The sequence below is a fragment of the Nonomuraea maritima genome, assembly GCF_900100395.1.
GTDB classification, from domain to species: Bacteria; Actinomycetota; Actinomycetes; order Streptosporangiales; family Streptosporangiaceae; genus Nonomuraea; species Nonomuraea maritima.
On the sequence record NZ_FNFB01000001.1, the window covers coordinates 495,390 to 520,839 of the forward strand.

Genomic DNA, 25,450 nt, shown 5'->3' on the forward strand with positions numbered 1-25,450 from the left:
AAAAATTTGGCTCTAAGGTGCATATCGCCAGACACGCAGCTAGGAGCCAGCATGAGCTCGATCGAACAGTTCGGCTATCGCCAGGAACTCCAGAGAAGCCTGGGCTTCGCCGACCTGATGATCTATGGATTGATCTTCATGGTGCCGATCGCCCCCTTCGGCATCTTCGGTAATGTTTTTGCGATCTCGCATGGCATGGTCGCCATGGCCTATGTCGTCGGGCTGGTCGCGATGGCGTTCACCGCGCTGTCGTACGCCCAGATGGCCCGCGCCTTTCCGATGGCGGGATCGGTCTACACCTACGCGGGACGCGGCATCGCCGCCCCTGTCGGCTTCATCGCCGGTTGGGCGATCCTGCTCGACTACATCCTCATCCCGTCCCTGCTCTACCTGATCGCCAGCGTGGCGATGCACACCTTCATCCCGGTGATCCCGGTATGGCTATGGCTGGTGGCGTTCGTGGCGCTCAACACCGTGGTCAACTACCTGGGCATCCAGATGACCGCCAAGATCACCCGCGTCATGCTGGTGGCCGAGCTCGTGGTGCTGGCGATCTTCCTGATCGTCGGCGGCATCGCGCTCACGCAGGGCAAGGCGCAGACCGGCGCGTTCACCCCGTTCTTCGAGCCCTCGTCGTTCCACCTGAGCGTGGTGTTCGCGGCCGCGTCCGTCGCCGTGCTGTCGTTCCTCGGCTTCGACGGCATCTCGACGCTGGCGGAGGAGAACCGCGAGGACGCCCGCCGGCTCGGCCGTTCCATGATCGCCGCGCTCGGCCTCGCCGCCGTGCTGTTCGTCGCGCAGACCTGGATGGCGGCGCTGCTCACCCCGGGCCGTGAGGAGCTCATCGCCCACGGCGACAGCGCCGGACAGGCGTTCTACACCATGGCCGAGTTCGCCGGCGGCCCGTGGCTGTCGGTGCTCACCGCCGTGGCCACCGCCATCGCCTGGGGCTTCGCCAACTCGCTGGTCGCCCAGGCCGCCACGTCGCGCCTGCTGTACGCGATGGCCCGGGACCGGCAGCTGCCCTCCTTCCTCGCCAAGGTCGACCCCAAGCACCAGGTGCCGGTGAACGCGACCTTCCTCGTGGCCGGGATCTCGCTGGTCATCGGCATCTTCATGAGCGCCAGGGTGGACGGCATCAACGAGCTGAGCTCACTGGTCAACTTCGGCGCCATGGCGGCCTTCCTGCTGCTGCACATCGCCGTGGTGGTGCACTACGTGGTACGCAAGCGGAGCAAGAACTACTGGATGCACCTCGTCGTGCCCGCGGTCGGCTTCGTCGTCCTGGTCTCCGTCGTGATCAACCAGAACGTCGCGGCCCAGTGGGTGGGCGGCATCTGGCTGCTCATCGGCCTGGTCGTTCTCGGATTCTCCTACGCGGCCGGCCGCCGTCCCGTCCTTCCCTCGGAGGCTCAGTGAACGTCGTCTCGTTCCGTCCCAAGCCCGAAGAGCTGAGCTTCACCTTCGGCGGGCGCCCGGCGCTCGCCAAGGTGCGGCCGGGCACGATCCTGGAGCTGTACACCGAGGACTGCTTCGGCGGCCGGGTCCGCGACCTGGACGACCTGCCGTCGCGGGTGTGCGAGTTCCCGTACCTCAACCCGGTGACCGGGCCCTTCCACGTGGAGGGGGCCGAGCCGGGCGACACGCTCGCCCTGCACTTCATCTCGATCACCCCGGCCCGCGACTGGGCGGTTTCCACGACGTTCCCGCACTTCGGCGCGCTGACCGGCACCCACACCACGGCCATGCTCCAGCCGCCGCTGGAGGAACGGGTCTGGCGCTACGACATCGACGTGGCCAAGGGCGTGGCCGTCTACCACGCCCGCAACAGCGACTTCGACGTCGAGCTGCCGCTCGACCCCATGCACGGCACGGTCGGCGTGGCCCCGGCCGCGAACGAGGCGCGCATGACGATCACTCCCGACGCGCACGGCGGCAACATGGACACGCCGGAACTGCGCGCCGGCGTCACCGTCTACCTCGGGGTCAACGTCGAGGGCGGCCTGTTCTCGATCGGCGACGGCCACGGTCTGCAGGGGCACGGCGAGGTGTGCGGCACCGCGGTCGAGTCGGCCATGAACACCGTGGTCGCGGTCGAGCTGATCAAGGGCGTGGCCACGCCGTGGCCGCGGCTGGAGGACGACCTGCACCTGATGTCCACGGGCTCGGCCAGGCCGCTGGAGGACGCCTACCGGATCAGCCAGCACGACCTGGTCACCTGGACCTCGGAGCTGACCGGGCTCGACACCCTCGACGCCTACCAGCTCGTCAGCCAGGCCGGGCAGGCGCCGGTGGGCAACGTGTGCGACACCAACTACACGATGGTCGCGAAAATGGCCAAGGCGTACCTCGGAGCCACGGGTGTCTACGACTCCGCGCACGCCCGGTTGCGTGCCCTGGGTTCGGCCTACACAAGTTGAGGTAAACGATTGACCTCGCAGGTCAGAGCACTGATCATCGTCCCCGTAGAGTGTGATCGTGCTCAGGTTGGTGCTGTCTTTGGCCCTGCTCGACCCCGCCGCCGTCGCCGAGGTGTCCCAGGGCGACGTCGCTGACCCTCACATCCTCACTCCCCATGGCGACCGTCTCGGCTACGCGCCTGTCCCGCGTCCGTACGTCGGCCCGCGGCGGCTGACCGGGGTGCTGCTCGGCACCGACCCGGTCAGCAACCGCGACGTCCAGTGCGGAGGGACGGTGATCAACTCGCGCAGCCGGAGCCTGGTGCTGACGGCTGCCCACTGCATCTACCGTGACGGCCGGATGCTCAAGCGCCTGACCTTCCTGCCGGCCTTCGACCGGGGCCGGCCGCCGCTCGGCGCCTGGCAGGCCGTGGACGCGTGGGTGCCGCCCCGCTGGCACCACCAGCCGTACTCCGCCGACCTGCTGCCGTACGACGTCGGCCTGGTGGGCGTCGCGCGCGGCGACAAGCCGCTGGAGGCGGTCACCGGCCGCGGGCTGCGCGCCATGCCGACCCGCAGGGGCACCGCCCTGCGCGGCCTGGAGCTGCTCGGCTACCCCGTCGGACGGCGCTACCCCGGAACCTCGCTCTACCGCTGCGTCGGCGACACCGTCGAGGCGGTCAAGCAGGGCCCCGGGCTGATGGTCACCCACAACTGCCACGCCGCCGCCGGCGGCAGCGGCGGCCCCGCGCTGTACGGCGGCGCGGTGGCCGGCGTCGTGTCGTCCTCCAGCCCCATGAAGGACGCGCACGGCTACACCGTGCTGACCCGGCTGGGCACCAGGCCGTTCCAGGAACTTCTCGCCAGGGCCGACCGCGAGATGCGGCTCAGGCGGCCTGGCTGACGATCTCCTCGCAGAGCGCGTGGGTGGCGAGCGCGTCCCCCGCGTCGATGCGGCGGCCGTCGCGCACGGCCTCGAGGAACTCCAGGCAGATCTGCTCGATGCCGCGCTGCCGGGCCACCGGCACCCAGTCGGGCCTGCGGGTCAGCGTCTCGCCGCCCCGGTGGTCGACGACGTCGCCGAGGTTGGTCACCCGGCGCTTGACGCCGTCGCCCATGACTTCGCAGCTCTCCTCGGACGCCCCGCTCACCCGGTTCATCACGCCGAGGGCGGTGAAGCCGTCGCCGGACAACTGCAGCACGACGTGTTCGAGCAGGCCGTCAGAGACGCGCGTGCGGACCGTCGTGGCGGTGACCTGGCCGGGGACGAGGAACCGCAGGGTGTCGACCACGTGGACGAAGTCGTCGAAGATCGCCTGGCGGACCGGCTCGGGCAGGTTGTCGCGGTTCTTCTCCATGACGACCAGGTGCCGGGGCAGCGTGGCCAGCGCCGCGTAGCCGGGGGCGTGGCGGCGGTTGAAGCCGACCATGAGCGAGCGCCCCTCGGCCCTGGCGAGGGCGACGAGGCGCTCCGACTCGGCCAGCGTGTAGGCGATGGGCTTGTCGACGTACACGTGGATGCCCGCGGCGAGCAGCGGTTCGACGATCTCGGGGTGGGCGGCGGTGGCGGCGTGCACGAAGGCCGCGTCGACCCCGGCCTTGATCACGTCGTCCACGCTGGTCGAGCGGGTGGCGACCCGGTGGGCGTCGCCCAGCCGGGTCAGCCGCCCGATGTCGCGCGTGCACAGGTGGAGGTCGAGGCCGGGCTGGGCGCTCAGTACCGGCAGGTAGGCCTTCTCCGCGATGTCGCCGAGGCCGATCATGGCAATCTTCACCCGTCGAGCGTAGCCTTCAACCCCTGCTCGATCGTGGTCGGTACGACGCCGAACGTGCGCTGGAAGGCCGAGGAGTCGAGCACGTACGGCGCGACGAACTGGTAGCGGACGTGCCGCAACTCTCCCAGCATCGACGAGAACAGCCCGGCCGCCCTGACCACCGGCCACGGCAGCGTCACCAGTCGCGGCGGCGGGCAACCCAGCAGGGCGGCCATCCGCTCCCCTATCTCCCGGAACGTCAGCGGCTCCGCGGTGGGCACGTGCCAGGCGCGGCCCCAGGCCCGCTCGTCGGAGCCGGCCACGATCAGCGCCTCGGCCACGTCCGGCAGGTAGGTCCAGCTGTGCGGCATGTCGGCCGGCCAGGGAAGCATGACGGGCCGCCCGGCCCGCAGCGGCACCAGGAAGCGGTCGCCGAGGTAGGACTGGTCGCTGGCGCCAGGACCGTAGTAGTCGGAGCCGCGCACCTCGGTCACCCTGATCCGGCCCGCCTCGTGCGCGGCCAGCGCGTCGGTCCACATCCGCGCCCGTACCTGCGCCTTGGGGCTGGTGGAGGCGAGCGGGAGGTCCTCCGTGATCGGCGCCGAGACCGGCCCGTACGGGTAGAGGTTGCCGAGGATGGCGAGGACGGCGCCGGTGGCCTCGGCGGCGGCCAGGAACGACGCGGCCATCGGCGGCCAGTCGGTGAGCCAGCGGTGGTACTGCGGGTTGACGCAGTTGTACAGGACGTCGGCCCCCCGGGTGACCTCGGTGAGCCGCTCCCGGTCGGCGACGTCGGCGGCGACCTTGCGCGCCCCGTCGGGACCACTGCCCGACCTGGTCACGACCGTGACCTCGTGCCCCTGTTGGAGGAGCTTGCGGGCCAGGTGCGTGCCGACCTGGCCGGATCCGACGACGACATGCTTACCCATGATCAAACCGTCTTCCAGATGATGCGGAGTACCGCGTTGACGACGAAGAGGGCCGCGAGGACGACCGCGGGAACGGTCCTGCCCGCGGCGTACAGAGCCAGGGCGCCGCCGCCGAACCAGATGATCTCCAGTGCGGCGCGCGCCAGGCCGGTGAGCGGGTAGATGGCGTTCTCGCCGCCACCCGCCGCGAACAGTGCCCAGACGGTGATGAACAACGTCGGCGCGCCCAGGCCCGCCAGCAGCTTGAGGCCCCAGTTGGAGCTCACGGTGAAGCCCCAGTACCCCACGGAGGCGAGCACGGCGACTTCGAGCACGAACATCAGCAGAGCGTTGAGGTTCTTGGCGGCGGCAAGCATGAGGGGCGCTCCTGAAGGGCTGTGGCGTTCTCGTTCGAGAGCAATGCTCTCTCAACAGAGCGCCAATCGTCAAGAGCAGTGCTCTCGTTTTCTTTCACCGCTCTGTTAGGCTGCACGCATGACAGCCAGTCGCAGCGCCCGGGAACGTGTCAGGGCGGAACTCACCCGGGAGATCACCGACATCGCGCGACGTCAGCTCGCCACGGAAGGCGCCGGCGGCCTGTCGCTGCGGGCCGTTGCGCGAGAGATGGGCATGGTGTCGTCCGCCATCTACCGCTATTTCCCGAGCCGCGATGATCTGCTCACCACGCTGATCATCGACGCCTACAACGCCGTCGGGGAGGCCGTCGAGCAGGCCGAGGCCGCCTGCCCGCGCGACGACTTCCGCGCACGGTGGATGGCCGCCTGCCACGCCCTGCGCGACTGGGCGGTGGCGCACCCGCACGAGTACGCCCTGCTCTACGGCTCCCCCGTGCCCGGCTACCACGCCCCGCAGGACACCGTCGCGGCCCGGGTGCGCGACGTGGCGGTGCTGGGCCGGATCGTCTCCGACGCCTGGAGCGCGGGCGCACTCACCCCGCCGGCGACCGACCCGCCCGCGGAGCTCGACGCGGACGTCGCCGGGCTGCGCGAGCACATGCCGGGCGTTCCTGACCGCGCGATCTGGCAGGCCGTCCTGTCCTGGACCGCGCTGTACGGGTGGCTCAGCTTCGAGGTCTTCGGCCAGTTCACCGGCACGCTCCAGCACCACCGCAGCGCCTTCGACCACGCCATGAGCCTGGCGGCCACCACCCTCGGCCTTGCTCAGTGACGCTTGCCCCGGCACTGCTCGGGGCACGGACGTCGCGACAGCCGCGAGATGAGCATGAAAACGGCTCGACCGCGCCTCCCCTGGTGGGAGGGCGCGGTCGAGCGTGGTGTCCGGTGCCTTATGGGCGCGGTGGGGGTGAGGTGCCTTGTGGGCGCGTCACGAGTGCCCGGGCGAGCCCGCAGATCGTGCGGGGCCCGGAAGGCGGGCTGGGGGAGATCAGTGGGCGGCTCGGTTGGCCGCGGAGATCACGGCCTTGAGCGCGGCGGTGGTGGTGCTGGCGTCGATGCCCACACCCCACAGCACCTTGCCGTCGACCTCGCACTCCAGGTAGGAGGCGGCCTTGGCGTCGCTGCCCGCGCTCATCGCGTGCTCCACGTAGTCGAGGACGCGGACGTGGGTGCCGATGCCGGCGAGCGCGTCGATGAAGGCCGAGATCGGGCCGTTGCCCGCGCCTTCGATCTCGCGGATCTCGCCGTCGACGCGTACGTCGGCGCTGATGCGGTCCTTGCCGTCGATCGTCGACTCGGAGCGGTGGGCCATCAGGCTGATCCGGCCCCACCGGTTGGCCGGGTTGGGCAGGTACTCGTCCTGGAAGATCGTGTACATCTGGGCGGGGGTGATCTCGCCGCCCTCGCTGTCGGTGCGTGCCTGCACGACCTTGGAGAACTCGATCTGCAGCCGGCGCGGCAGGTCGAGCTGGTGGTCGGCCTTCATGATGTAGGCCACGCCGCCCTTGCCCGACTGGCTGTTGACCCGGATGACCGCCTCGTACGTGCGGCCGATGTCCTTCGGGTCGATCGGCAGGTAGGGCACTGCCCAGGTGAACTCGTCGACCGGCACGCCCGCCGCCGCGGCGTCGCGTTCGAGGTGCTCGAAGCCCTTCTTGATGGCGTCCTGGTGGGAGCCGGAGAAGGCGGTGTAGACGAGCTCGCCGCCCCACGGGTGGCGCGGGTGGACGGGCAGCTGGTTGCAGTATTCGGTGACCCGGCGGATCTCGTCGATGTCGCTGAAGTCGATCTCGGGGTCGACGCCCTGGGAGAACAGGTTCATGCCCAGCGTGACCAGGCAGACGTTGCCGGTGCGCTCGCCGTTGCCGAACAGGCAGCCCTCGATGCGGTCGGCGCCCGCCATGTAGCCCAGCTCGGCGGCGGCCACGGCGGTGCCGCGGTCGTTGTGCGGGTGCAGCGACAGGATGATCGAGTCGCGGTACCGCAGGTGGCGGTGCATCCACTCGATCTGGTCGGCGTAGACGTTGGGCGTGGCCATCTCGACCGTGGCGGGCAGGTTGATGATGACCTTGCGCTCGGGCGTGGGCTGCCACACGTCGTTGACGGCGTCGCAGACCTCGACCGCGTACTCCAGCTCGGTGCCGGTGAACGACTCGGGAGAGTACTGGAAGTGCACGTCGACGTCGGTGGCGTCGGCCAGCTTCTTCACCAGCTTGGCGCCCTCGACGGCGATGGCGGTGATGCCGTCCTTGTCCTGGCCGAAGACGACGCGGCGCTGGAGGGTGGAGGTCGAGTTGTACAGGTGGACGATGGCCCGCTCGGCGCCCTCGATGGCCTCGAAGGTGCGCTCGATGAGCTCGGGCCTCGCCTGGGTCAGCACCTGGATGACCACGTCGCCGGGGATGCGGTCTTCCTCGATGATCTGCCGGACGAAGTCGAAGTCGGTCTGTGAGGCGGCCGGGAAGCCGACCTCGATCTCCTTGTAGCCCATGCGTACCAGCAGCTCGAACATCTTGAGCTTGCGGTGAGGGTCCATCGGGTCGATCAGCGCCTGGTTGCCGTCGCGCAGGTCGACCGCGCACCAGCGGGGCGCCTTGGTGATGACCTGGTCAGGCCAGGTGCGATCGGTCAGCCGGATCGGCTCGAAGGGTTGGTAGCGCTGGATCGGCATGCGGCTCGGCTGCTGGGCGGTCATTCTGGATGCTCCTCGTCGGTCTGCTGAAGAAAGCGGCCGACGCGCATGACTCGCACCGCGGCGAGGGAGCCGGCCTAGAGGCCCCCGCCGCGGCGGCTAAGAAGGAGTCCGCGCAGCATGTCTTGCACGTTACCAGACGTCTCGGGATGCGCTGCCGTTGATCTCAGATACTGAGATCTTGGGCGGCGACGAGCACACTCATACAGGTCACGCAGCCTTCGAGCTTCTCGTACTCCGAGATGTCGACCGTCGTCACGGACAGTCCGCGGGCCTCGAGCGCGGCCGCCGTGCGGGGGGCGGAGGCGGCCATCAGGACGCGGTCGCCGCCCAGCGGCACCACGTGGGAGCCCGCCTCCTCCTCGGGCACGAGCAGGTCGGGGAGGTCCACGTGCCGCGGGTCGCCGATGAGGGTGCCGTCGGGCAGCGCGGTGACGGCCGACTTCAGGTGCAGCACGCCCTTCAGCTCCACGGGCACGACCTTGCGTTCCGGCAGCAGGGCGGCGAGCTGGGCGATGCCGTCGTCGTTGGTGCGGGCGGACCTGCCGACGTACACGGTGGATCCGGTCTGCAGCACGTCGCCGCCGTCGAGGGTGCCGGGCCGCGCGATCGCGACCGCCTTCATGCCGAGCTCCCGTACGGCCCGGGCGACGGACTCGACCTCGGGCCGCCGTTCCTCCGCCCCTGGCCTGGTCAGGACGGCGAGGCCCCCCGACACCACCAGCGTGTCCTCCACGAACGGGCCGTCGGGCAGGTCGTCGGCCGGGGGCACGTACACGGGCCGCCAGCCGGCCTCGGCCAGCGCGGCCACGTACGCGTCGTGCTGGGACTCCGCGAGAACCGGGTCGACCGGCTCGCGCCGGAGGTGGGTGACGATGCCCTCGGCGATACGGGGGCCGGGCTTCCTTACCAGCGCAATACCGTACATAGGGCGTGTTCTATCACGCGGTGAGTAGAGTCACGGGCATGCGGGACGACGAGATACTCACGAGGATCAATTCGCTGGTCTCGGAGGAGCACGAGCTGCGTACCCGGCTCTCCGAGGGAGAGGTGACCTCGGACGAGGAACGCGCACGCATCGCGGACCTGGAGTCAGCCCTCGACCGGTGCTGGGACCTGCTCCGGCAGCGCCGGGCGAGGCGCGGCGTGGGAGAGGACCCCGACAACGCGGCGCCCAGGCCCGCCGACGAGGTGGAGAACTACCGGCAGTGAACGTGAGATCCGCATGTTAAGCGGAGGTTAGATCTCCGGCGGGCCCACTTGCCCGAACAACCTTCTGGGGTAAGGCTCTGACCTGCGACTACACCCCCCAGGAGGTTCTCCGTGAGCAAATCACGCGTGCCGTGGAAGGCCGTCGCCGGCGGCTCCGTCGGCAACATGGTCGAGTGGTACGACTGGTTCGTCTACAGCAGCTTCGCCGTCTACTTCGCCGCGTCGTTCTTCCCCGAGGGCGACGACACCGCCAAGCTGCTCAACACGGCCGCCATCTTCGCCGTGGGCTTCTTCATGCGTCCGCTCGGCGGCTGGCTGCTCGGCCGCTACGCCGACAGGAAAGGCCGCAAGGCGGCGCTCACCCTCACCGTCACGCTGATGTCGGCCAGCGCCCTGCTGATCGCGATCGCCCCCACGTACGAGTCCGTGGGCTACGCCGGCGCCCTCGTCCTCGTCGTGGCCCGCCTGCTGCAGGGCCTGTCCGTCGGTGGCGAGTACGCGGCCAGCGCCACGTACCTCACCGAGGCCACCCCTCCCGGCCGGCGCGGCTTCGCCTCGAGCTTCCAGTACGTCTCCATGACCGCCGGCCAGCTCGTCGGCCTCGGCCTGCAGATCGTCCTGCAGAACACGATGTCGGCCGAGACGCTCGCCTCCTACGGCTGGCGCATCCCGTTCGTGGTGGGCGCGCTCGGTGCCGCCGTGGTGTTCTACCTGCGCCGCAACCTGCTGGAGACCGAGGCCTACGACGAGGAGCAGCGCGCGAGCGAGAACGCCAGGCGCGGCACGATCGCCGAGCTGCTCGCCCACAAGAAGGAGGCGGTGCTCGTCATCGCGCTGACGATGGGCGGCACGGTCGCGTACTACACCTACACGACGTACCTCACGAAATACCTGTCGAACAGCGCGGGCCTCGCCAAGGAGACGGCGACGCTGGTGAGCTTCTGCGCGCTGTTCGTCTTCATGTGCCTGCAGCCGCTGGCGGGGGCGCTGTCGGACCGGATCGGGCGGCGGCCGCTGCTCATCACGTTCGGGATCGGGTCGATGGTGGGCACGGTCCCGCTCATGACGGCGCTCGGCGGCGTCAGCGGGTTCGGCGGCGGGCTGGTGCTCTCGCTGACCGGGCTGGTCATCGTCACCGGCTACACGTCGATCAACGCCGTGGTGAAGGCCGAGCTGTTCCCGACGCACGTACGGGCGCTCGGCGTGGCGCTCCCGTACGCGATCGCGAACGCCCTGTTCGGCGGCACCGCCGAGTACGTCGCCCTGTGGTTCAAGGACAGCGGCATCGAGTCGGGCTTCTTCTGGTACGTCTCCGGCTGCGCCGCCGTGTCCCTCGTGGTCTACCTGACGATGCGCGAGACCAGGGACGTGGCCCTCTCCCGCGCCGAGCAGGCGGCCGAGGCGGCGGTGGCCGAGCGCGTCTAACCTAGAGCGGCATGCGGGTTCTCCTGGTCGAAGACGACGATCGGCTCGCCTCGGCGCTCGGCACCGCCCTGGCCCGCCACGGCCACGAGGTGGTCCGCACCGGGCTCGCCGTCGAGGCCCTGCGCCTGGCGGGCGGCGTCGGGTTCGTCCTGCTCGATCTGGGCCTGCCCGACATGGACGGCCTCGACCTGCTGCGCCGCCTGCGACGGGTATCCGCGGTGCCGCTGATCGTGGTCACCGCCCGCACCGAGGAGCGGGCCGTGCTGCGCGGCCTGCGCTCGGGCGCCGACGACTACCTGGTCAAGCCGTTCCGTACGGTCGAGCTGATGGCCCGGATGGAGGCGGTGGTGCGGCGCGGCACCCGCCCCCGGCCGCGGCGCGACGACGTGGTGAGCGTCGGCGACGTCCGCATCGACCTGGAGGCGCGCCAGGTCACCGTGGCGGGTGAGGCGGTGACGCTGACCAGACGCGAGTTCGACCTGCTCGCGATGCTGGCCCGCGAGCCCGGCGTGGTGCGCGGCAGGGAGGAGATCCTCGACGAGGTGTGGGGCGACCCGCTGCTGTCCGCCTCACGCTCGCTCGACGTGCACGTGGCCAACCTGCGTGCCAAGACCGGCAGGCCGGGGCTGGTGGAGACGCTGCGCGGCACCGGCTACCGACTGGGCTCACCGGCGTGAACAGCCGGCTGGTGGTCACGTTCACCACGCTGATCGTGGTCATCGTGGCGGCACTGGCGGTGCCGCTGGGGCTCGCCTACGCCTCCCACCGCACCAACCGGCTGCTGCTCGACCGCCGCGCCGACGCCACCCGGTTCGCCGAGCTGGCCGACCAGGCCGCCCGCGACGACGACCGCAGCGGCCTGGCCTCCGAGCTGAACCGCTACGCCGACCTGTACGGGGCCGCCGTACGCGTCCGCGACCGCGACGGCGTGGCCCTCTACACGGCGGGCCGGTTCGAGACCGACGACCGCGAGGCCGTGCGGCTCGCGCTGGCCGGGCGCACCACCGAGCAGCTGCCGCTGGTCACGCCGTTCGGTCCGGACACCGTGCTGCTGGCCGAGCCGTCCGGCCGGGACGCGCAGCTGTCGGGCGTGGTGCTGCTGCAGGCGCCCGCCGGCCGGGCCCGGCTGGACGTCGCGCTGGTCTGGGGCGCGCTGGCGGCCGTGGCGCTGGTCGTGCTGGCGTACGCGGCGTTCGCGGCCAGGCGGCTGGCCCGCTGGATCCTGCGGCCGGTCACCGAGCTCGACCGCACGACGCGGGCGATAGCGCAGGGCCGGCTCGACGCGCGGGCGCATCCCGGCGCCGGGCCGTCGGAGCTGCGCCGGCTGGAGGAACGCTTCAACGCGATGGCCGACGCGGTCTCGGGGGCGATGGAACGGCAGCGGGCGTTCGTGGCCGACGCCTCCCACGAGCTGCGCACCCCGCTCACCGTGCTCGGCCTGCGGATGGAGAACCTGGAGCCGCATCTGAACGCCGAGGGCCGGGCCGAGCTCGACGAGGCGATGGCCGAGCTCGACCGGATGACGCTGCTGGTGGAGGAGCTGCTCGCGCTCGCCCGGGTGGAGGCGGGCGCGGAGGTCGCCGTCAAGGAGACCGAGCTGGAGCCGCGGCTCGCCGCCTGGCGGGAGGTGTACGCGGCCAAGGAGATCGCGCTGGTGACGCGGGTCCAGCAGAAGGCACTCGTGCCGGAGGCCGCGGCCAGGCTCGCCGACATCGCGCTGGACAACGCGCAGAAGTTCGTGCCCGCGGGCGGCACGGTCACCGTCACCCTGGACGACCGCGTGCTGCGGGTGGCCGACGACGGACCGGGGCTGAGCGAGGAGGAGCTGGCGGAGGCGCCCGGCCGGTTCTGGCGGTCGGCCGCGCACGCGAACGTGCCGGGCAGCGGCCTCGGCCTGGCGATCGCCGCCGAGCTGGCCCGTGCCTGCGGCGCCACGCTGCGGCTGACTCCCGCGACCCCGCACGGGCTGGTGGTGGAGCTGCTCCTGCCGGAGCCTCAGCCGTACACAGAACGGTAGTAGCGGGCGGCGCCCGGGTGCAGCGGGACGACGCCGGTGCCGATGGCGTAGCGGGGGTCGAGCCGCGCCCCTGGCGCCGAGGGGGCGCGCAGGCGGTCACGGGCGCGGAACAGCGTCTCGGTGACGGTGTCCGCCAGGTCGGCGGAGAGCGAGGTACGGCACATCAGGTAACTGGGAGTGCCGATGGTGGGGATCGCGGTGACGGCGCCGTACGCGCCCGCGGGGACGGTGGCGTCCTCGTAGACGGGGCCGTACCCGCGGCGCAGCACCGGCACCAGGTGCGCCAGCGGCAGCAGGCGGATGCCGCCGGCCGCGGCCAGGGCGGGCGTGGGCACGCCGCCCGACCAGAAGAACGCGTCGATCTCGCCGCCGCGCAGCGCCCTGACGGAGTCGTCCAGGTCCAGCGGGACCGTTCTGGGCGGGGTGGTCAGCGTGGCGGCGGCGACCACGCGGGCCGCGGTGACGGCGGTGCCCGACCCCTCCGCCCCGAGCGACACCGCCCTTCCTGCCAGCTGGGCGACCTCGGTGACGTCGGAGTCGGCGGCGACGACGAGGTGCACGTAGTTGAGGTACACCCGGGCCAGGGCGGAGACCGGCCGGTGACGCGCGCGTACGGCGTCGCCCGCGCTGTCCGCCAGCGCGAACCCCGCGTCGGCCCGCCCGTCGGCGAGCATCATGAGGTTCTCCACGCTGCCGCCGCTGGGCAGCACCCGCACGCGCAGCCCGCCGGCCCTGAGCTCGGCGGCGAGCCGGTCGCCCAGCGCGCCGTACGGGCCGCCGGGCAGGCCGGTCGCGAGGCGCAGCTCCGGCAGGCCGGCGCCTGAGCACCCGGCCGTGGCGGCGAGCACCAGGAAGCCGCGCCGGGATATTGGCATGAAGTCACGGTATCGGCTGACACAGAATGGACATGTGACCGCTCGCCTTCACATCGCGCCCGAGCTGAGGATGTTCCTGCCCGTGAGCCGCCGCCGTGCGTGGCAGGAGGTGGCGCCCGACGGCTCCTCGACGCTGGGCCACCATGTCGAGTCGCTCGGCGTCCCGTTGACCGAGGTGGGGCCGCTCGTGGTCGGCGGCCGGGGCGTGCCGCCGTCCCACCAGCTGGCCGACGGCGACGTGGTGGAGGTCCACCCGGTGCCGCGGCCCCAGCCGTTGCCGGACGAGCCGCGTTTCCTGCTCGACGTGCACCTCGGCACGCTGGCGCGCCGGCTGCGGCTGCTCGGCCTCGACACCGCCTACCACAACGACATGGACGACCCGTCGCTGGTGGTGCAGGCCAACGCGGAGCGGCGCGTGCTGCTGACCCAGGATCGCGGCCTGCTGCGCCGCCGCGCGCTGTGGCTCGGCGCGTACGTACGCGGCTCCGACCCCGCCGACCAGCTGCGCGACCTGCTGGAGCGCTTCGCGCCCCCGCTGCGCCCGTGGACGCGCTGCACGGCCTGCAACGGCGAGCTGGGGCCGGCGGCGAAGGACGAGGTCGCGCCCCTGCTGCGGGCGGGCACGAGCCGCAGCTACGACGCCTACGGCCGGTGCCGCGACTGCGGGCAGGTCTACTGGCACGGCGCCCACAGCGGCCACCTGGAGGAGATCGTCCGCCTGGCCCACGCCTGGACGGCACGTACAGCGACATGTCGGTAGTCGTCGCCTTGGGATACCGACACGACATCACCTGGCAACAGCGTGGAAACCACCGGTTCCTAAGGTCCGGCCATGAGGCTTACCTCACACGAGCAGGAGCGGCTGCTCATCCACGTCGCCGCCGGGGTGGCGCGCGATCGCCGGGCGCGGGGCCTGCGTCTCAACCACCCTGAGGCCACCGCCGTCATCGCGGCCTTCCTGCTGGAGGGCGCCAGGGACGGCCGCACCGTGGCCGACCTGATGGAGGCCGGCCGCTCGGTGCTCGGCCGCGCCGACGTCATGGAAGGCGTCCCCGAGATGCTGGAGAGCGTGCAGGTCGAGGCGACGTTCCCCGACGGCACGAAGCTGGTCACCGTCCATCGGCCGATCCCGTGATCCCCGGCGAGTACGCCCACCCCGACGGGGCGATCGAGCTCAACCCGGGGCGCGAGCGGGTGACCGTCCGGGTGGTCAACACGGCCGACCGGCCGGTGCAGGTCGGCTCCCACTACCATTTCGCCGCCGCCAACCCGGGCCTGGACTTCGACCGGCAGGCGGCCTGGGGCAGGCGGCTCGACGTGCCCGCCGGCACCGCGATCAGGTTCGAGCCCGGCGTCGAGCGCGACGTCACGCTGGTGCCGATCGCGGGCGGCCGGGTGGTGCCTGGCCTGCGTCCGGAGCTCGCGGGGCCGCTCGATGCCTGACGCGCCCCTGATCCCGCGCGACCGCTACGCGGCCCTGTACGGGCCCACCGTCGGCGACCGCGTCCGCCTCGCCGACACCGACCTGTGGATCGAAATCACCGACGACCTGTCCATGGGCCCCGCCGGTGCGGGCGACGAGGCCGTGTTCGGCGGCGGCAAGGTGATCCGCGAGTCCATGGGCCAGGCGCGCGCCACCCGCGCCGAGGACGCCGCCGACCTGGTGATCACCGGCGCGGTGATCCTCGACCACTGGGGCGTGGTGAAGGCCGACGTCGGCGTCCGCGACGGCCGCGTCCAGGCGATCGGCAAGGCCGGCAACCCCGACACGATGGACGGCGTCGACATCGTCATCGGCCCGGGCACCGAGGTGCTGGCGGGCAACGGCAAGATCCTCACCGCCGGGGCCGTCGACTCCCACGTCCACCTCATCTGCCCGCAGCTCCTCGACGAGGCGATCGGGTCCGGTGTCACGACGATCGTCGGGGGCGGCACCGGACCCGTCGAGGGCACCAAGGCCACGACCGTCACCGGCACCTGGTACCTGGGCCGCATGCTGGAGGCGCTCGACGCCCATCCGCTCAACTTCGCCCTGCTCGGCAAGGGCAACACGGTCAGCTCGGAGGGCCTGCTCGAACAGCTCGCGGCGGGCGCGTCCGGGTTCAAGCTGCACGAGGACTGGGGTTCGACGCCGGCGGCCATCGACGCCTGCCTGCGCGTCGCCGACGCCACCGGGGTGCAGGTCAGCCTGCACACCGACACCCTCAACGAGGCCGGGTTCGTCGAGTCGACGCTTCAGGCCGTCGGCGACCGGGTGATCCACGCCTACCACACCGAGGGGGCGGGCGGCGGGCACGCTCCCGACATCATCAGGGTGGCCGCGTACGCCAACGTGCTGCCGTCGTCCACGAACCCGACCAGGCCGCACACCGTCAACACCCTCGACGAGCATCTCGACATGCTCATGGTCTGCCACCACCTGAACCCCTCGATCCCGGAGGACCTCGCCTTCGCCGAGTCGCGCATCCGCCCGGCGACGATGGCCGCCGAGGACGTCCTGCACGACCTGGGGGCGATCTCGATGATCGGCTCCGACTCGCAGGCCATGGGCCGGATCGGCGAGACGATCATCAGGACCTGGCAGACCGCCCACGTCATGAAGGCGCGGCGCGGCTCCCTGGGCGGCCCGGCGGACAACCTGCGCGCCCAGCGATACGTGGCGAAGTACACCATCTGCCCGGCCGTCGCGCACGGCCTGGACGCCGAGGTGGGCTCCGTCGAACGCGGCAAGCTCGCCGACCTCGTCCTGTGGAGCCCGGCGTTCTTCGGGGTCAAGCCCGACCTCGTCATCAAGGGCGGCATGGTGGCCTGGGCGCAGATGGGCGACGCCAACGCCTCGATCCCGACGCCGCAGCCGGTGCTGCCCCGTCCCATGTTCGGCGCGTCCCCGGCGGCGGCCGCGGCGACTTCCCTGCACTTCGTCTCGCCCCTGGCCCTGGAGGCGGGCCTGCGTGACCGGCTGGCCGTCCGCCGCGAGCTCGTCCCGGTGGCCGACGTACGCGGGCGCGGGAAGTCGTCGATGCCGCTGAACGACGCGCTGCCGCGGATCGAGGTCGCGCCCGACACGTTCGAGGTCCGCATCGACGGCGACCTCGTCGAGCCCGCCCCCGCCGCCACGCTGCCCATGACGCAGCGGTACTTCCTGTTCTGAGGAGCTGAGTGCACTGAACCCGGCGCTGCTCCTGCTCACCGACTCCCGGCTCCCGGCGGGCGGCCACGCCCACTCGGGCGGCGCGGAACAGGCGGTCACCACCGGGGTGGTGCACGACGTGGCGTCGCTGGAGGCGTTCCTGCGCGGACGGCTGTGCACGGCGGGCGCGACCGCCGCCGCCCTGACCGCCGCCGCCCACACCCTGGCCGCCTGTGCCCGGCGCCCGTGGCCCCTGCTGGACGCGGAGGCGGACGCCAGGACGGCCTCGCCCGCCCAGCGGGACGCCGCGCGGACCCAGGGCAGGCTGCTGCTGCGGGTGGCCCGCCGCGTGTGGCCCTCGCCCGTGCTGGACGAGCTCGCGGGGGCCGTACCGAGTCCGCATCATCCGCTCGCGCTCGGGGCGGCGGCGCACGCGGCCGGGGCCACGTCCGAGGAGGCCGCGCTGGCGGCGGCCTACCACGCGGTCGCCGGCCCGGCCACGGCGGCGGTCCGCCTCCTCGGTCTCGACCCGGTCGACGTGCACGGCGTGCTGGCCGGCCTCGCCCCCGACCTCGCCGCCGCCGCGCGGACACCCCACCCCGCCGACTGGGCGGCGCTGCCCGCGGGGGCGGCCCCGGCACTCGACCTGCTCGCCGAGGCGCACGCGCGGGCGCAGACCAGGATGTTCGTCTCCTGAAGGAAGGACCACGACATGGGCGCTCATCACGCCGACCACCATCACTCTCCCGACGCGCGCGGCCGCGCGCTGCGACTCGGGATCGGGGGGCCGGTCGGCAGCGGCAAGACGGCCCTCGTGGCGGCCCTGTGCCGGGCGCTCGGCCCGACGCTGTCCCTCGGCGTGGTGACGAACGACATCTACACCACCGAGGACGCCGACTTCCTGCGCAAGGCGGGTGTCCTGGAGGAGGAGCGGATCATCGCCGTCGAGACCGGCTGCTGCCCGCACACCGCCATCCGCGACGACATCGCCGCGAACCTCGACGCCGTGGACGTCCTGGAACACCGGCACGGCCCGCTCGACCTGGTGATCGTGGAGAGCGGCGGTGACAACCTGACGGCCACGTTCAGCCGGGGCCTGGCCGACCGGCAGATCTTCGTGCTGGACGTCTCCGGCGGCGACAAGGTGCCCCGCAAGGGCGGTCCCGGCGTCACCACCGCCGACCTGCTGGTGATCAACAAGACCGACCTGGCTCCGATGGTGGGCGCCGACCTCGGCGTGATGGCCCGCGACGCCAAAGCCGTACGCGGCGAGCGGCCGGTGCTGTTCACGGCCGTCCGGCAGGACCCCACCGCCGTGGACGTCACCGCCTGGGTCCGCGCCCAGCTCCAGGGCTGGCCCCGGATCTCGTGACGGGTCTGCTGACCGCCGGCGCGAGTGCGCGCCGGGCGATGCGGGCCCGCGCCGCCGTGGCGACCGCCCGCGCCGACGGCCGTACGGTCGTCAGCCGGCTGGCCTCGGCGCCGCCGCTGACGCTGCGCCAGACCGGCCCCCACACCGTCCACCTCGTCTCCACCGCGGCCGGCCCGCTGGGCGGCGACCGGCTCGCCCTCGACGTGGACGTCGCCCCCGGCACGACGCTGGAGCTCGGCTCGGTCGCGAGCACGCTCGTGCTGCCAGGCGACGGCCCGTCGGAGCTGGTGGTGACCGCCCGGGTGGGCGCGGGCGCGACGCTCAGGTTCGCTCCTGAACCCACGGTGCTCGCCACCGGCTGCGACCACCGCGTCGCCGTCCGGCTCACCGTCGAGGCGGGCGCGAACGTGTCCTGGCGGGAGGAGATCGTCCTCGGCCGCCACGGCGAGCCCTCGGGACGCTGCCTGGCCCGCTTCGACGCCACCCTCGACGGCCTGCCGCTGCTGCGGCAGGAGTTCACCGCGGGCGATCCCGCCCTCGACTCCTCCCCCGCCCTCTACGGAACGGCGCGCTGCATCGGCACCACCTTCCTGACGGCCCGCGCCGCGGAGCCGTACGTGGCCGAAGGGCTCGCGGTGCTGCCGCTGTCAGGGCCGGGCACGCTCGTCACCGCCCTGGCCGCCGACGCGGTCGAGCTGCGGGCCCGCCTGGAGCAGGGCGAGCGGTTGGCCTCCCGGTGACGCCTCCGTCGCGTACGGTGGTGGACCCGGCGGGCCCGTCCTACAGTGAGGCTGTGGACGACCTCAGGCCAGCCCCCAGCCGGCGGGCACGTCGCGGGCTCCCGCTGGCCGTGACGGCGGCCGGAGCGCTGCTGGTCTTCTGCGCGGTCCTGCCGTGGGCCGGTCTGCGGGCCACCAGCGGCCTCGTCGGCGGCCTGCTGACCGGCATGACGAGCGCCCTGACCAGCGAGGTGCGCGGCGTCGACGACGTGTACGGCGTCTGCACCCTGATCGCCGGGCTCGCGGCGGTGGCGTGCGGCGTCGCGGGGCTGCGCGGGCGGCCCCGGCTGGCCGCCCTGGCCGTGCTGCCCGGCGGCGCGGCCGTGCTGCTGGTGGTGCTGTTCGTGACCGAGGGCAGCAGACGCGACCGCATCTCGATCCGCCTCGGCGACCTGCTGGCGATCGAACCGGTGATCGCGTTCGGCTGGTTCGCCGCGCTGGCGAGCGCGGTGACGGTCACCGTGCTCGCCGTGCTCGCCCTGCTGCGGCGCGGCTGAGGCAGATCAGTCGTAGAAGCCGAGGCGGCGCAGCTGCTTGGGGTCGCGCTGCCAGTCTTTCGCGACGCTGATGCGCAGGTCGAGGTAGACGCGGGTGCCGAGCAGCGCCTCGATCTGCTTGCGGGCCGTGGTGCCGACCTCGCGCAGCCGCTCGCCCTTGTGCCCGATGACGATCGCCTTCTGCGAGGGACGCTCGACGAACATGTGGGCGTAGATGTCGAGCAGGTCGTCGCGCCCCTCACGGGGCAGCATCTCGTCGACGACGACGGCGATCGAGTGGGGCAGCTCGTCGCGTACGCCCTCCAGCGCCGCCTCCCTGATGAGCTCGCCGACCAGCACCTGCTCCGGCTCGTCGGTGAGCCGCCCGCCCTCGTAGAGGGGCGGCGACTCCGGCAGGTGCTCGATCAGCACGTCGGCCACGACGTCGAGCTGCTCGCCCGACTGCGCCGACACCGGCACGATCGCGGCGAACTCGGCCACCTGCGACACGGCGAGCAGCTGCGCGGCGATCTGCTCCTTGGTCGCGAGGTCGCACTTGGTCACGACGGCGATCACCGGCGTCTTCTTCACGGCGGACAGCTTGTCGGCGATGAACCGGTCGCCCTTGCCGATGGGCTCGTTGGCCGGCACGCAGAAACCGATCGCGTCGACCTCGGTGAGCGTGGACAGCACGAGGCTGTCGAGCCGCTCACCGAGCAGGGTACGCGGGCGGTGCAGGCCGGGGGTGTCGACGACGATCAACTGGGCGTCGGGACGGTGCACGATGCCCCTGATGACGCGCCGGGTCGTCTGCGGCTTCGACGAGGTGATCGCCACCTTCGTGCCGACCAGGGCGTTCATCAGCGTCGACTTGCCGACGTTCGGCCTTCCCACGAAGCAGGCGAATCCGGCGCGATGGCTGTCTGGCGAAGTCACTAGTGCATTGTGTCCCATCAGCGGGTGTGTTCACGCCACCATGCGAACGCCTGAGGGGCCACATGAGGCATCCAGGGGGTGACGTCCAGCTCCCGCACGCCGGGCTCGGCGACCCACCGGAAGTCGTTGATCTCGACGCCGTCGGGCTCGGGCTCGCCCGAGACGACCGTGCACGCGTACGCGGCGATGACGTATCCGACCTCGTGGCCGTTGGGGTACAGCGTGCGGAACTCGGGGCCGCCGTACACGCCGATCAGGCCGCGCACCTCGACCGCGATGCCGAGTTCCTCCTTGAGCTCCCTCACCACGGCGTCCTCGGGCCGCTCGTCGGGGTCGACGCCGCCGCCGGGGGCCGCCCACAGGCCCACGTCGCCGTGCCGGGCGAGCAGCAGCCGGCCCGAGCCGTCGAACACGAACCCGGACACCGACGGCAGCATGATCAGATCGTTGCCGACCTTCTCGCGCAGCCGCGCCAGGAACGGAGACATCGGCACGTCAGCCCCGCAGGGTGCCGTCGGGACCGGCCACGAGCAGCGCCTTGACGCCCAGCTCGGCCGCCACGGCCTCGTCGTCCGCGCTCGGCCCGCCGTCGCTCACCAGCGCGACTGCCTCCAGCGCACGCGCCCCGCTGGAGACGGCCATGGCCACCGCCACCTGCACGGCCGACAGGGTCAGCGCGCCCAAAGCCACGTTCGTCGCCGCGTACGTACGGCCGGTCTCGTCGCGCACGGCGGCGCCCTCCGCCGAGCCGTTGCGCGCCCTGGACGCCCGCGCGAGCGTGATGATCTTGCTGTCTTCAGGATCGAGAGTCACGGGATCCAGGTTAGGCGCTCGCCATGGAGACCGCCGCGTCCACCACCTCGCGGGTGCGGCCGTGGTCCACGTCGGGCAGGCCCGTGTGCACCACCGACACGAGGGTGTCCCCCACCCGCGTCAGGACCAGGTCCAGCGCGTACGGGTACCCGTTCAGCCGGCCGCGCAGCCGCGCGCCCAGCGTCTCGTCGCCGACCCGGCCGATCGGCAGCTCGCGCAGTCGCAGGTCGGTCCCCGTGGCGGTCCGTACGGCCCGGCACGAGCGCATCGCCGCGGCCAGGGCCTCAAGGTGCCCCTCGGCCTGCTCGTCCGCGTACCTGGCGAGGCCCACCCCGGCCTGCTCGCCCAGGTCGAAGCCGCGGTAGCTGACCGCGACCTGGGCGGTGAGCGCCTCCCCAGGGGCCTGGCCGCCGACGGGCTCCAGCAACGCCCGGCAGTCGGCGTCGCCTTTCGTGAACGGCATCTGCCACGCCTGCTCGGGCCGGTCGGCGAACCCGTCGGGCAGGTGCGGGCTGCCCTGCTGGACGCGCTGGCTCAGATGGGCCTGGGCGCGCGGGTCGTGGGCGCTCCCGGTTCCGCCTCCTCCGCATCCCGCCAGCACGCCGGCCAGCAGCGCTCCGGTGACGATCCCCGGTTGTCGTCTCATCACATGCCTCCGAGGAGACCCCCGCCTTCAGGCGGGGGAGGAATCGGACCCCTGCGGAGCAGGACAGGGGCAGCCGATTCGCCGTCAGGCGAACCGGTGTCAAAACGCCGCGCGCCACCGCACGGTTCGGTAATCCGTTCGGCGGTGGCGACACCACCGGACGAACGATCGTAAAGATCCTCGCCGCCGGGCCGGCGGAGCGCTGAAACGCCTGTGGAGCTGGTGTAAGACCTCAACGAGAGTCCTCTCGGGCGGGCAACCGGCAGTGAAGCAGGAAACCTCACGGGCAACCGTGGGAATCCCCCTCGTTCACGAGGGGGAGGAGGTCAAGATCCCCCCTATGGATCGCAGCGTGCCCGAGCGACGAATGCCGCAATCCACCAAGGTCTCTACCAATACGCAAAAAGGGTGCTCTGGTCCGACTTTGTCGGACCAGAGCACCCTTTACGCCGATCGGCGTCAGGACGCCGTCGTCCCCCCAGAGAACACCCTCGGGCCGTGAACCCCTCCCGGCCCTCGGGCGCTTCCCCCATGGACACCCACCGCACTGGATGCCGTGAGTTCAGAGTGCCGGAGCCGGGTTGCAGAAGACTTGTCGAACACTTGCGGCATCTGCCCCGTTTTCCGGTCAGTCGCGTTCGGCCGCCGCGGGGACGACATCGCCCGACGGCGTCTCGGCGCGACGGACCACGACCGTGCTGATGCGATTGCGGCGACCCGCAAGGCTCTCGGCCGTCAGCGACAACCCCGCCACCTCCGCGTGCGAACCGGCGATCGGCACCCGTCCCAGCGCGTGGGCCAGCAGACCGCCCACCGTCTCGACGTCGTCGACCTCGATCTCCGTGTCGAACAGCTCGCCCAGTTCGTCGACCGGCATGCGGGCCGTGACCCGCAGACCGCCGTCGGGCATGGGCTCCACGCGCGGCGCCTCCTGGTCGTACTCGTCGGTGATCTCGCCGACGATCTCCTCAAGGACGTCCTCGATCGTCACCAGCCCGGCCGTGCCGCCGTACTCGTCGATGACGATCGCGATGTGCGTCTGACGGGCCTGCATCTCACGCATCAGCTGGTCGATGGGCTTGCTCTCCGGCACGTACGCGGCCGGCCGCATGATCGACTCGACGGTCTCCCCGCCGCCGCCGTTGCCGCCCTCGTGGATCTTGCGGGCGACGTCCTTCAGATAGGCCATGCCGACGACGTCGTCCTCGTTCTCCCCCACCACCGGGATGCGGGAGAAACCGCTGCGCAGTGCCAGCGACAGCGCCTGGTTGAGCGTCTTGCCGCGCTCGATGTAGACCATGTCGGTACGGGGCACCATGACCTCGCGCACCAGCGTGTCACCCAGCTCGAACACCGAGTGGATCATCTCGCGCTCGTCGGGCTCGATCACCCGGCGCTCCTCGGCCAGGTCGACCAGGTCGCGCAGCTCCGCCTCGGACGTGAACGGCCCGTCGCGGAACCCCTTGCCGGGCGTGAGCGCGTTGCCGAGCAGGATCAGCAGCTTCGGCAGCGGCCCGAAGATGCGCGTCAGGCCGTAGACCGCGGGAGCACTGGCCAGCGCCACCGGCTCGGCGTGCTGGCGCCCCAGCGTACGGGGCATGACCCCGACCACCACGTAGCTGGTCACGATCATCACCGCGGCCGCGCAGACGTACGCCCAGCCCTGATCGTCCATGAGATCGATGAACAGCAGCGTCGCGATCACCGTCGCGACCAGCTCACAGCTCAACCGCAGCAGGAGCAGCAGATTGAGGTAGCGAGGCGGGTCGGTCACGATGGCCTGCAGCCGCTCGGCCCCCCGCCTCGCCTCACGCACGAACTCTTCGGCGCGCACCCGTGAGATGCGCGTCAGCGCCGTTTCCGCACTGGCGATCAGGCCACCGACGATCACCAGTGCGATGGCCAACAACAACCAGGCGTTCACCGCGAGTTGCGCACCTCCTGCCACGACTCGAGGAGCCCGGCCTGCAGTCCGAACATCTCCTTGTGCTCCTCAGGCTCGGCGTGATCGTAGCCGAGCAGGTGGAGGATGCCATGGGTGCACAGCAGCTCGAGCTCGTCGGCGGCGCTGTGACCTGCCTCCTCTGCCTGCCGGGCGGCCACCTGCGGACAGAGCACGACGTCACCGAGCAGCGCCGGATCGGCCGGGGCGTCGGACTCACCGCGCGCCCCGCCCCCCGGACGGAGCTCGTCCATCGGGAACGCCAGCACGTCGGTGGGACCGGGCTCGCCCATCCACTTCTCGTGCAGTTCGGCCATGGCGTCCTCGTCCACCACCACGATCGACAGCTCGGCCAGCGGGTTGATGCCCATCTCGCCCAGCACGTGCGTGGCCAGGGCGACGATGCTCTCCTCGTCGACCCCGACGCCAGACTCGTTGTTGATCTCAATGCTCACGGTCGCTCACCCGTCGTCTTCCCCGCTGCTGCTGCAGCCGCTTCGGCTCCTGCATGGCGTCGTAACGCCCGTACGCGTCCACGATGTCGCTGACCAGCTTGTGGCGGACCACGTCGGAGCTGGACAGGCGGGCGAAGTGGATGTCGGGGATGCCTTCGAGGATCTCCTGCACCACCCGCAGCCCGCTGACCGTGCCCGAGGGCAGGTCGACCTGCGTCACGTCACCGGTCACCACGATCTTGGAGTTGAAGCCGAGCCGGGTGAGGAACATCTTCATCTGCTCGGCCGAGGAGTTCTGCGCCTCGTCGAGAATGATGAACGCGTCGTTCAAGGTCCGGCCGCGCATGTACGCGAGGGGTGCGACCTCGATCGTGCCGGCGGCCATGAGCTTCGGGATCGAGTCGGGGTCGACCATGTCGTGCAGCGCGTCGTAGAGCGGCCGCAGGTAGGGGTCGATCTTCTCGTAGAGCGTGCCGGGCAGGAAGCCGAGCCGTTCGCCGGCCTCGACCGCGGGACGGGTCAGGATGATGCGGTTGACCCGCTTCTCCTGCAGCGCGCGCACGGCCTTGGCCATCGCCAGGTAGGTCTTGCCGGTGCCGGCCGGGCCGATGCCGAACACGACCGTGTGCTGGTCGATGGCGTCGACGTAGCGCTTCTGGTTGACCGTCTTCGGGCGGATCGTCCGGCCGCGTGAGGACAGGATGTCGAGCGAGAGGACCTCGGCGGGGCGGTCGGAGGTCATGCGGAGCATCGCGATGCTCCGCTCGACCGCGTCCGGGGTGAGCTCGCCGCCGCTGCGCAGCACCTCGACCAGCTCCTCGAAGAGCCGCACCACCGCGCCGCTCTCGTCGGGGCTTCCGGTGACGGTGATCTCGTTGCCGCGTACGTGGATGTCGGCCCTGAAGGCGCCCTCGATGACGCGCAGCAGCTCGTCGCGGGAGCCCAGGAGGCTGACCATCGGGTATTCGTCCGGAATCAGCACCTTGGCTTGAGTGCGCGAGGGAGGTGCCGTTCGTCGGGATTCATGTAGTTCGGACATGGGCAGGCCAGCGGCCTGATGCCTCCCGGTCTCTTTCGGTGTGTTTCTTCGCCCATCGTATCCGGGGCCGGAAGGATTGCTCGCGCCAATATCTCCCGGTCAGCGCGAAGCCCGCTGCCGACCCGAAGGGCCCGGCGGGCGGGCCGGATCGACGCGGCCCCGGT

29 protein-coding genes are annotated in these 25,450 nt (G+C 71.6%); 16 read left to right on the top strand and 13 right to left on the bottom strand.

Annotated elements, in window-relative coordinates; translation table 11 throughout:
- Positions 1–51: 51 nt before the first annotated feature.
- From BLR04_RS02345 to BLR04_RS02355, 3 genes are read left to right on the top strand one after another with little or no spacing between them, the layout of a single operon-like run.
- Positions 52–1,419, top strand: coding sequence for an APC family permease (locus BLR04_RS02345; RefSeq protein ID WP_090759013.1), 1,368 nt, complete (start codon positions 52–54; stop codon positions 1,417–1,419).
- The gene (locus BLR04_RS02350; RefSeq protein WP_090759014.1) at positions 1,416–2,420 is read left to right on the top strand and encodes an acetamidase/formamidase family protein; all 1,005 of its coding nucleotides are present in this window, start codon (positions 1,416–1,418) and stop codon (positions 2,418–2,420) included. The genes BLR04_RS02345 and BLR04_RS02350 overlap by 4 nt, the downstream gene beginning before the upstream one ends.
- Before the next feature lie 58 nt (positions 2,421–2,478).
- Complete coding sequence (locus BLR04_RS02355) at positions 2,479–3,303, top strand: trypsin-like serine peptidase (protein WP_176902897.1); 825 nt, start codon at positions 2,479–2,481, stop codon at positions 3,301–3,303.
- Here BLR04_RS02355 and BLR04_RS02360 read toward each other — a convergent pair.
- From BLR04_RS02360 to BLR04_RS02370, 3 genes are read right to left on the bottom strand one after another with little or no spacing between them, the layout of a single operon-like run.
- Positions 3,287–4,174 carry a Gfo/Idh/MocA family protein gene (locus tag BLR04_RS02360; protein ID WP_090759018.1) on the bottom strand — a complete coding sequence of 296 codons (888 nt, stop codon included), beginning with the start codon at positions 4,172–4,174 and terminating at the stop codon, positions 3,287–3,289. The genes BLR04_RS02355 and BLR04_RS02360 overlap by 17 nt on opposite strands.
- Entirely contained in the window at positions 4,171–5,082 is a 912-nt protein-coding gene (locus tag BLR04_RS02365; protein WP_090759019.1) for an NAD-dependent epimerase/dehydratase family protein, read from the bottom strand. Before BLR04_RS02365 ends, BLR04_RS02360 begins: the two co-directional genes overlap by 4 nt.
- A gap of 2 nt (positions 5,083–5,084) precedes the next feature.
- The gene (locus tag BLR04_RS02370) at positions 5,085–5,438 is read right to left on the bottom strand and encodes a YrdB family protein (RefSeq protein WP_090759021.1); all 354 of its coding nucleotides are present in this window, start codon (positions 5,436–5,438) and stop codon (positions 5,085–5,087) included.
- Between the two features lie 118 nt (positions 5,439–5,556).
- On the opposite strand from BLR04_RS02370, the gene BLR04_RS02375 reads away from it, so the two are divergent.
- Complete coding sequence (locus BLR04_RS02375) at positions 5,557–6,249, top strand: TetR/AcrR family transcriptional regulator (protein ID WP_090759023.1); 693 nt, start codon at positions 5,557–5,559, stop codon at positions 6,247–6,249.
- Positions 6,250–6,465: 216 nt separating this feature from the next.
- Here the strand turns inward: BLR04_RS02375 and leuA are convergent, their stop codons facing one another.
- Entirely contained in the window at positions 6,466–8,172 is a 1,707-nt protein-coding gene (gene leuA, locus BLR04_RS02380) for a 2-isopropylmalate synthase (RefSeq protein ID WP_090759025.1), read from the bottom strand.
- A gap of 163 nt (positions 8,173–8,335) precedes the next feature.
- Positions 8,336–9,097: a dimethylargininase gene (gene ddaH / locus BLR04_RS02385; protein ID WP_090759027.1), complete on the bottom strand. Its 762-nt coding sequence runs from the start codon at positions 9,095–9,097 to the stop codon at positions 8,336–8,338.
- A gap of 38 nt (positions 9,098–9,135) precedes the next feature.
- Between ddaH and BLR04_RS02390 the strand changes: the two genes are divergently transcribed.
- The 4 genes from BLR04_RS02390 to BLR04_RS02405 all read left to right on the top strand — a co-directional run bounded on the left by BLR04_RS02390 (position 9,136) and on the right by BLR04_RS02405 (position 12,823).
- Positions 9,136–9,381 (top strand): DUF2630 family protein, encoded by a 246-nt coding sequence (locus BLR04_RS02390; protein ID WP_090759029.1) that lies wholly within the window; start codon positions 9,136–9,138, stop codon positions 9,379–9,381.
- 111 nt (positions 9,382–9,492) lie between these two features.
- Positions 9,493–10,806: an MFS transporter gene (locus BLR04_RS02395; protein WP_218128693.1), complete on the top strand. Its 1,314-nt coding sequence runs from the start codon at positions 9,493–9,495 to the stop codon at positions 10,804–10,806.
- An 11-nt stretch (positions 10,807–10,817) separates the two neighbouring features.
- Positions 10,818–11,483 carry a response regulator transcription factor gene (locus tag BLR04_RS02400; RefSeq protein ID WP_090759031.1) on the top strand — a complete coding sequence of 222 codons (666 nt, stop codon included), beginning with the start codon at positions 10,818–10,820 and terminating at the stop codon, positions 11,481–11,483.
- On the top strand, positions 11,480–12,823 hold the full coding sequence (locus BLR04_RS02405; protein WP_090759032.1) for a sensor histidine kinase: 1,344 nt from the start codon (positions 11,480–11,482) through the stop codon (positions 12,821–12,823). Before BLR04_RS02400 ends, BLR04_RS02405 begins: the two co-directional genes overlap by 4 nt.
- Here BLR04_RS02405 and BLR04_RS02410 read toward each other — a convergent pair.
- On the bottom strand, positions 12,802–13,698 hold the full coding sequence (locus tag BLR04_RS02410; protein ID WP_176902898.1) for a TAXI family TRAP transporter solute-binding subunit: 897 nt from the start codon (positions 13,696–13,698) through the stop codon (positions 12,802–12,804). The two genes, BLR04_RS02405 and BLR04_RS02410, sit on opposite strands and share 22 nt — an antisense overlap.
- Here BLR04_RS02410 and BLR04_RS02415 point away from each other — a divergent pair.
- The 8 genes from BLR04_RS02415 to BLR04_RS02450 all read left to right on the top strand — a co-directional run bounded on the left by BLR04_RS02415 (position 13,697) and on the right by BLR04_RS02450 (position 19,476).
- Positions 13,697–14,458 (top strand): Mut7-C RNAse domain-containing protein, encoded by a 762-nt coding sequence (locus tag BLR04_RS02415; protein WP_090759033.1) that lies wholly within the window; start codon positions 13,697–13,699, stop codon positions 14,456–14,458. The two genes, BLR04_RS02410 and BLR04_RS02415, sit on opposite strands and share 2 nt — an antisense overlap.
- A gap of 72 nt (positions 14,459–14,530) precedes the next feature.
- Positions 14,531–14,833: an urease subunit gamma gene (locus tag BLR04_RS02420; RefSeq protein WP_090759034.1), complete on the top strand. Its 303-nt coding sequence runs from the start codon at positions 14,531–14,533 to the stop codon at positions 14,831–14,833.
- Complete coding sequence (locus BLR04_RS02425; protein ID WP_090759036.1) at positions 14,830–15,141, top strand: urease subunit beta; 312 nt, start codon at positions 14,830–14,832, stop codon at positions 15,139–15,141. Before BLR04_RS02420 ends, BLR04_RS02425 begins: the two co-directional genes overlap by 4 nt.
- On the top strand, positions 15,134–16,849 hold the full coding sequence (locus BLR04_RS02430) for an urease subunit alpha (RefSeq protein ID WP_090759038.1): 1,716 nt from the start codon (positions 15,134–15,136) through the stop codon (positions 16,847–16,849). Before BLR04_RS02425 ends, BLR04_RS02430 begins: the two co-directional genes overlap by 8 nt.
- A gap of 109 nt (positions 16,850–16,958) precedes the next feature.
- The gene (locus BLR04_RS02435; RefSeq protein ID WP_245739970.1) at positions 16,959–17,525 is read left to right on the top strand and encodes an urease accessory UreF family protein; all 567 of its coding nucleotides are present in this window, start codon (positions 16,959–16,961) and stop codon (positions 17,523–17,525) included.
- 15 nt (positions 17,526–17,540) lie between these two features.
- A complete protein-coding gene (gene ureG, locus BLR04_RS02440; RefSeq protein ID WP_090759041.1) occupies positions 17,541–18,200 on the top strand; it encodes an urease accessory protein UreG in 660 nt (219 codons plus the stop codon).
- Complete coding sequence (locus tag BLR04_RS02445; protein WP_245739971.1) at positions 18,197–18,940, top strand: urease accessory protein UreD; 744 nt, start codon at positions 18,197–18,199, stop codon at positions 18,938–18,940. Before ureG ends, BLR04_RS02445 begins: the two co-directional genes overlap by 4 nt.
- 53 nt (positions 18,941–18,993) lie before the next feature.
- Entirely contained in the window at positions 18,994–19,476 is a 483-nt protein-coding gene (locus tag BLR04_RS02450) for a hypothetical protein (protein WP_090759043.1), read from the top strand.
- Positions 19,477–19,482: 6 nt separating this feature from the next.
- Here BLR04_RS02450 and era read toward each other — a convergent pair whose 3' ends face one another.
- From era to BLR04_RS02485, 7 genes are all read right to left on the bottom strand, one after another.
- Positions 19,483–20,409, bottom strand: coding sequence for a GTPase Era (era, locus tag BLR04_RS02455; RefSeq protein WP_090759045.1), 927 nt, complete (start codon positions 20,407–20,409; stop codon positions 19,483–19,485).
- Positions 20,409–20,879, bottom strand: coding sequence for an NUDIX domain-containing protein (locus tag BLR04_RS02460; RefSeq protein WP_090759047.1), 471 nt, complete (start codon positions 20,877–20,879; stop codon positions 20,409–20,411). Before BLR04_RS02460 ends, era begins: the two co-directional genes overlap by 1 nt.
- Positions 20,880–20,886: 7 nt before the next feature.
- Positions 20,887–21,204 (bottom strand): cytidine/deoxycytidylate deaminase family protein, encoded by a 318-nt coding sequence (locus BLR04_RS02465; RefSeq protein WP_176902899.1) that lies wholly within the window; start codon positions 21,202–21,204, stop codon positions 20,887–20,889.
- A 10-nt stretch (positions 21,205–21,214) separates the two neighbouring features.
- Positions 21,215–21,850, bottom strand: a complete 636-nt coding sequence (locus tag BLR04_RS02470; protein ID WP_090759052.1) for a hypothetical protein — start codon at positions 21,848–21,850, stop codon at positions 21,215–21,217.
- A 628-nt stretch (positions 21,851–22,478) separates the two neighbouring features.
- A complete protein-coding gene (locus BLR04_RS02475) occupies positions 22,479–23,774 on the bottom strand; it encodes a hemolysin family protein (RefSeq protein ID WP_090759054.1) in 1,296 nt (431 codons plus the stop codon).
- Positions 23,771–24,247: an rRNA maturation RNase YbeY gene (ybeY, locus tag BLR04_RS02480; protein WP_090759057.1), complete on the bottom strand. Its 477-nt coding sequence runs from the start codon at positions 24,245–24,247 to the stop codon at positions 23,771–23,773. Before ybeY ends, BLR04_RS02475 begins: the two co-directional genes overlap by 4 nt.
- On the bottom strand, positions 24,237–25,286 hold the full coding sequence (locus BLR04_RS02485) for a PhoH family protein (RefSeq protein ID WP_090759059.1): 1,050 nt from the start codon (positions 25,284–25,286) through the stop codon (positions 24,237–24,239). Before BLR04_RS02485 ends, ybeY begins: the two co-directional genes overlap by 11 nt.
- Positions 25,287–25,450 lie beyond the last annotated feature (164 nt).

Excerpts from the sequence above, each read along its gene's own strand:
- BLR04_RS02430 (WP_090759038.1), top strand. The coding sequence starts at position 15,134 with ATGCCTGACGCGCCCCTGATCCCGCGCGACCGCTACGCGGCCCTGTAC.
- BLR04_RS02410 (WP_176902898.1), bottom strand. The coding sequence starts at position 13,698 with ATGCCAATATCCCGGCGCGGCTTCCTGGTGCTCGCCGCCACGGCCGGG.
- BLR04_RS02365 (WP_090759019.1), bottom strand. The coding sequence starts at position 5,082 with ATGGGTAAGCATGTCGTCGTCGGATCCGGCCAGGTCGGCACGCACCTG.
- BLR04_RS02415 (WP_090759033.1), top strand. The coding sequence starts at position 13,697 with ATGAAGTCACGGTATCGGCTGACACAGAATGGACATGTGACCGCTCGC.
- BLR04_RS02460 (WP_090759047.1), bottom strand. The coding sequence starts at position 20,879 with ATGTCTCCGTTCCTGGCGCGGCTGCGCGAGAAGGTCGGCAACGATCTG.
- leuA (WP_090759025.1), bottom strand. The coding sequence starts at position 8,172 with ATGACCGCCCAGCAGCCGAGCCGCATGCCGATCCAGCGCTACCAACCC.
- BLR04_RS02485 (WP_090759059.1), bottom strand. The coding sequence starts at position 25,286 with ATGTCCGAACTACATGAATCCCGACGAACGGCACCTCCCTCGCGCACT.
- ureG (WP_090759041.1), top strand. The coding sequence starts at position 17,541 with ATGGGCGCTCATCACGCCGACCACCATCACTCTCCCGACGCGCGCGGC.
- BLR04_RS02370 (WP_090759021.1), bottom strand. The coding sequence starts at position 5,438 with ATGCTTGCCGCCGCCAAGAACCTCAACGCTCTGCTGATGTTCGTGCTC.
- BLR04_RS02420 (WP_090759034.1), top strand. The coding sequence starts at position 14,531 with ATGAGGCTTACCTCACACGAGCAGGAGCGGCTGCTCATCCACGTCGCC.
- BLR04_RS02400 (WP_090759031.1), top strand. The coding sequence starts at position 10,818 with ATGCGGGTTCTCCTGGTCGAAGACGACGATCGGCTCGCCTCGGCGCTC.
- era (WP_090759045.1), bottom strand. The coding sequence starts at position 20,409 with ATGGGACACAATGCACTAGTGACTTCGCCAGACAGCCATCGCGCCGGA.
- ddaH (WP_090759027.1), bottom strand. The coding sequence starts at position 9,097 with ATGTACGGTATTGCGCTGGTAAGGAAGCCCGGCCCCCGTATCGCCGAG.
- BLR04_RS02345 (WP_090759013.1), top strand. The coding sequence starts at position 52 with ATGAGCTCGATCGAACAGTTCGGCTATCGCCAGGAACTCCAGAGAAGC.
- BLR04_RS02375 (WP_090759023.1), top strand. The coding sequence starts at position 5,557 with ATGACAGCCAGTCGCAGCGCCCGGGAACGTGTCAGGGCGGAACTCACC.
- BLR04_RS02470 (WP_090759052.1), bottom strand. The coding sequence starts at position 21,850 with ATGAGACGACAACCGGGGATCGTCACCGGAGCGCTGCTGGCCGGCGTG.
- BLR04_RS02390 (WP_090759029.1), top strand. The coding sequence starts at position 9,136 with ATGCGGGACGACGAGATACTCACGAGGATCAATTCGCTGGTCTCGGAG.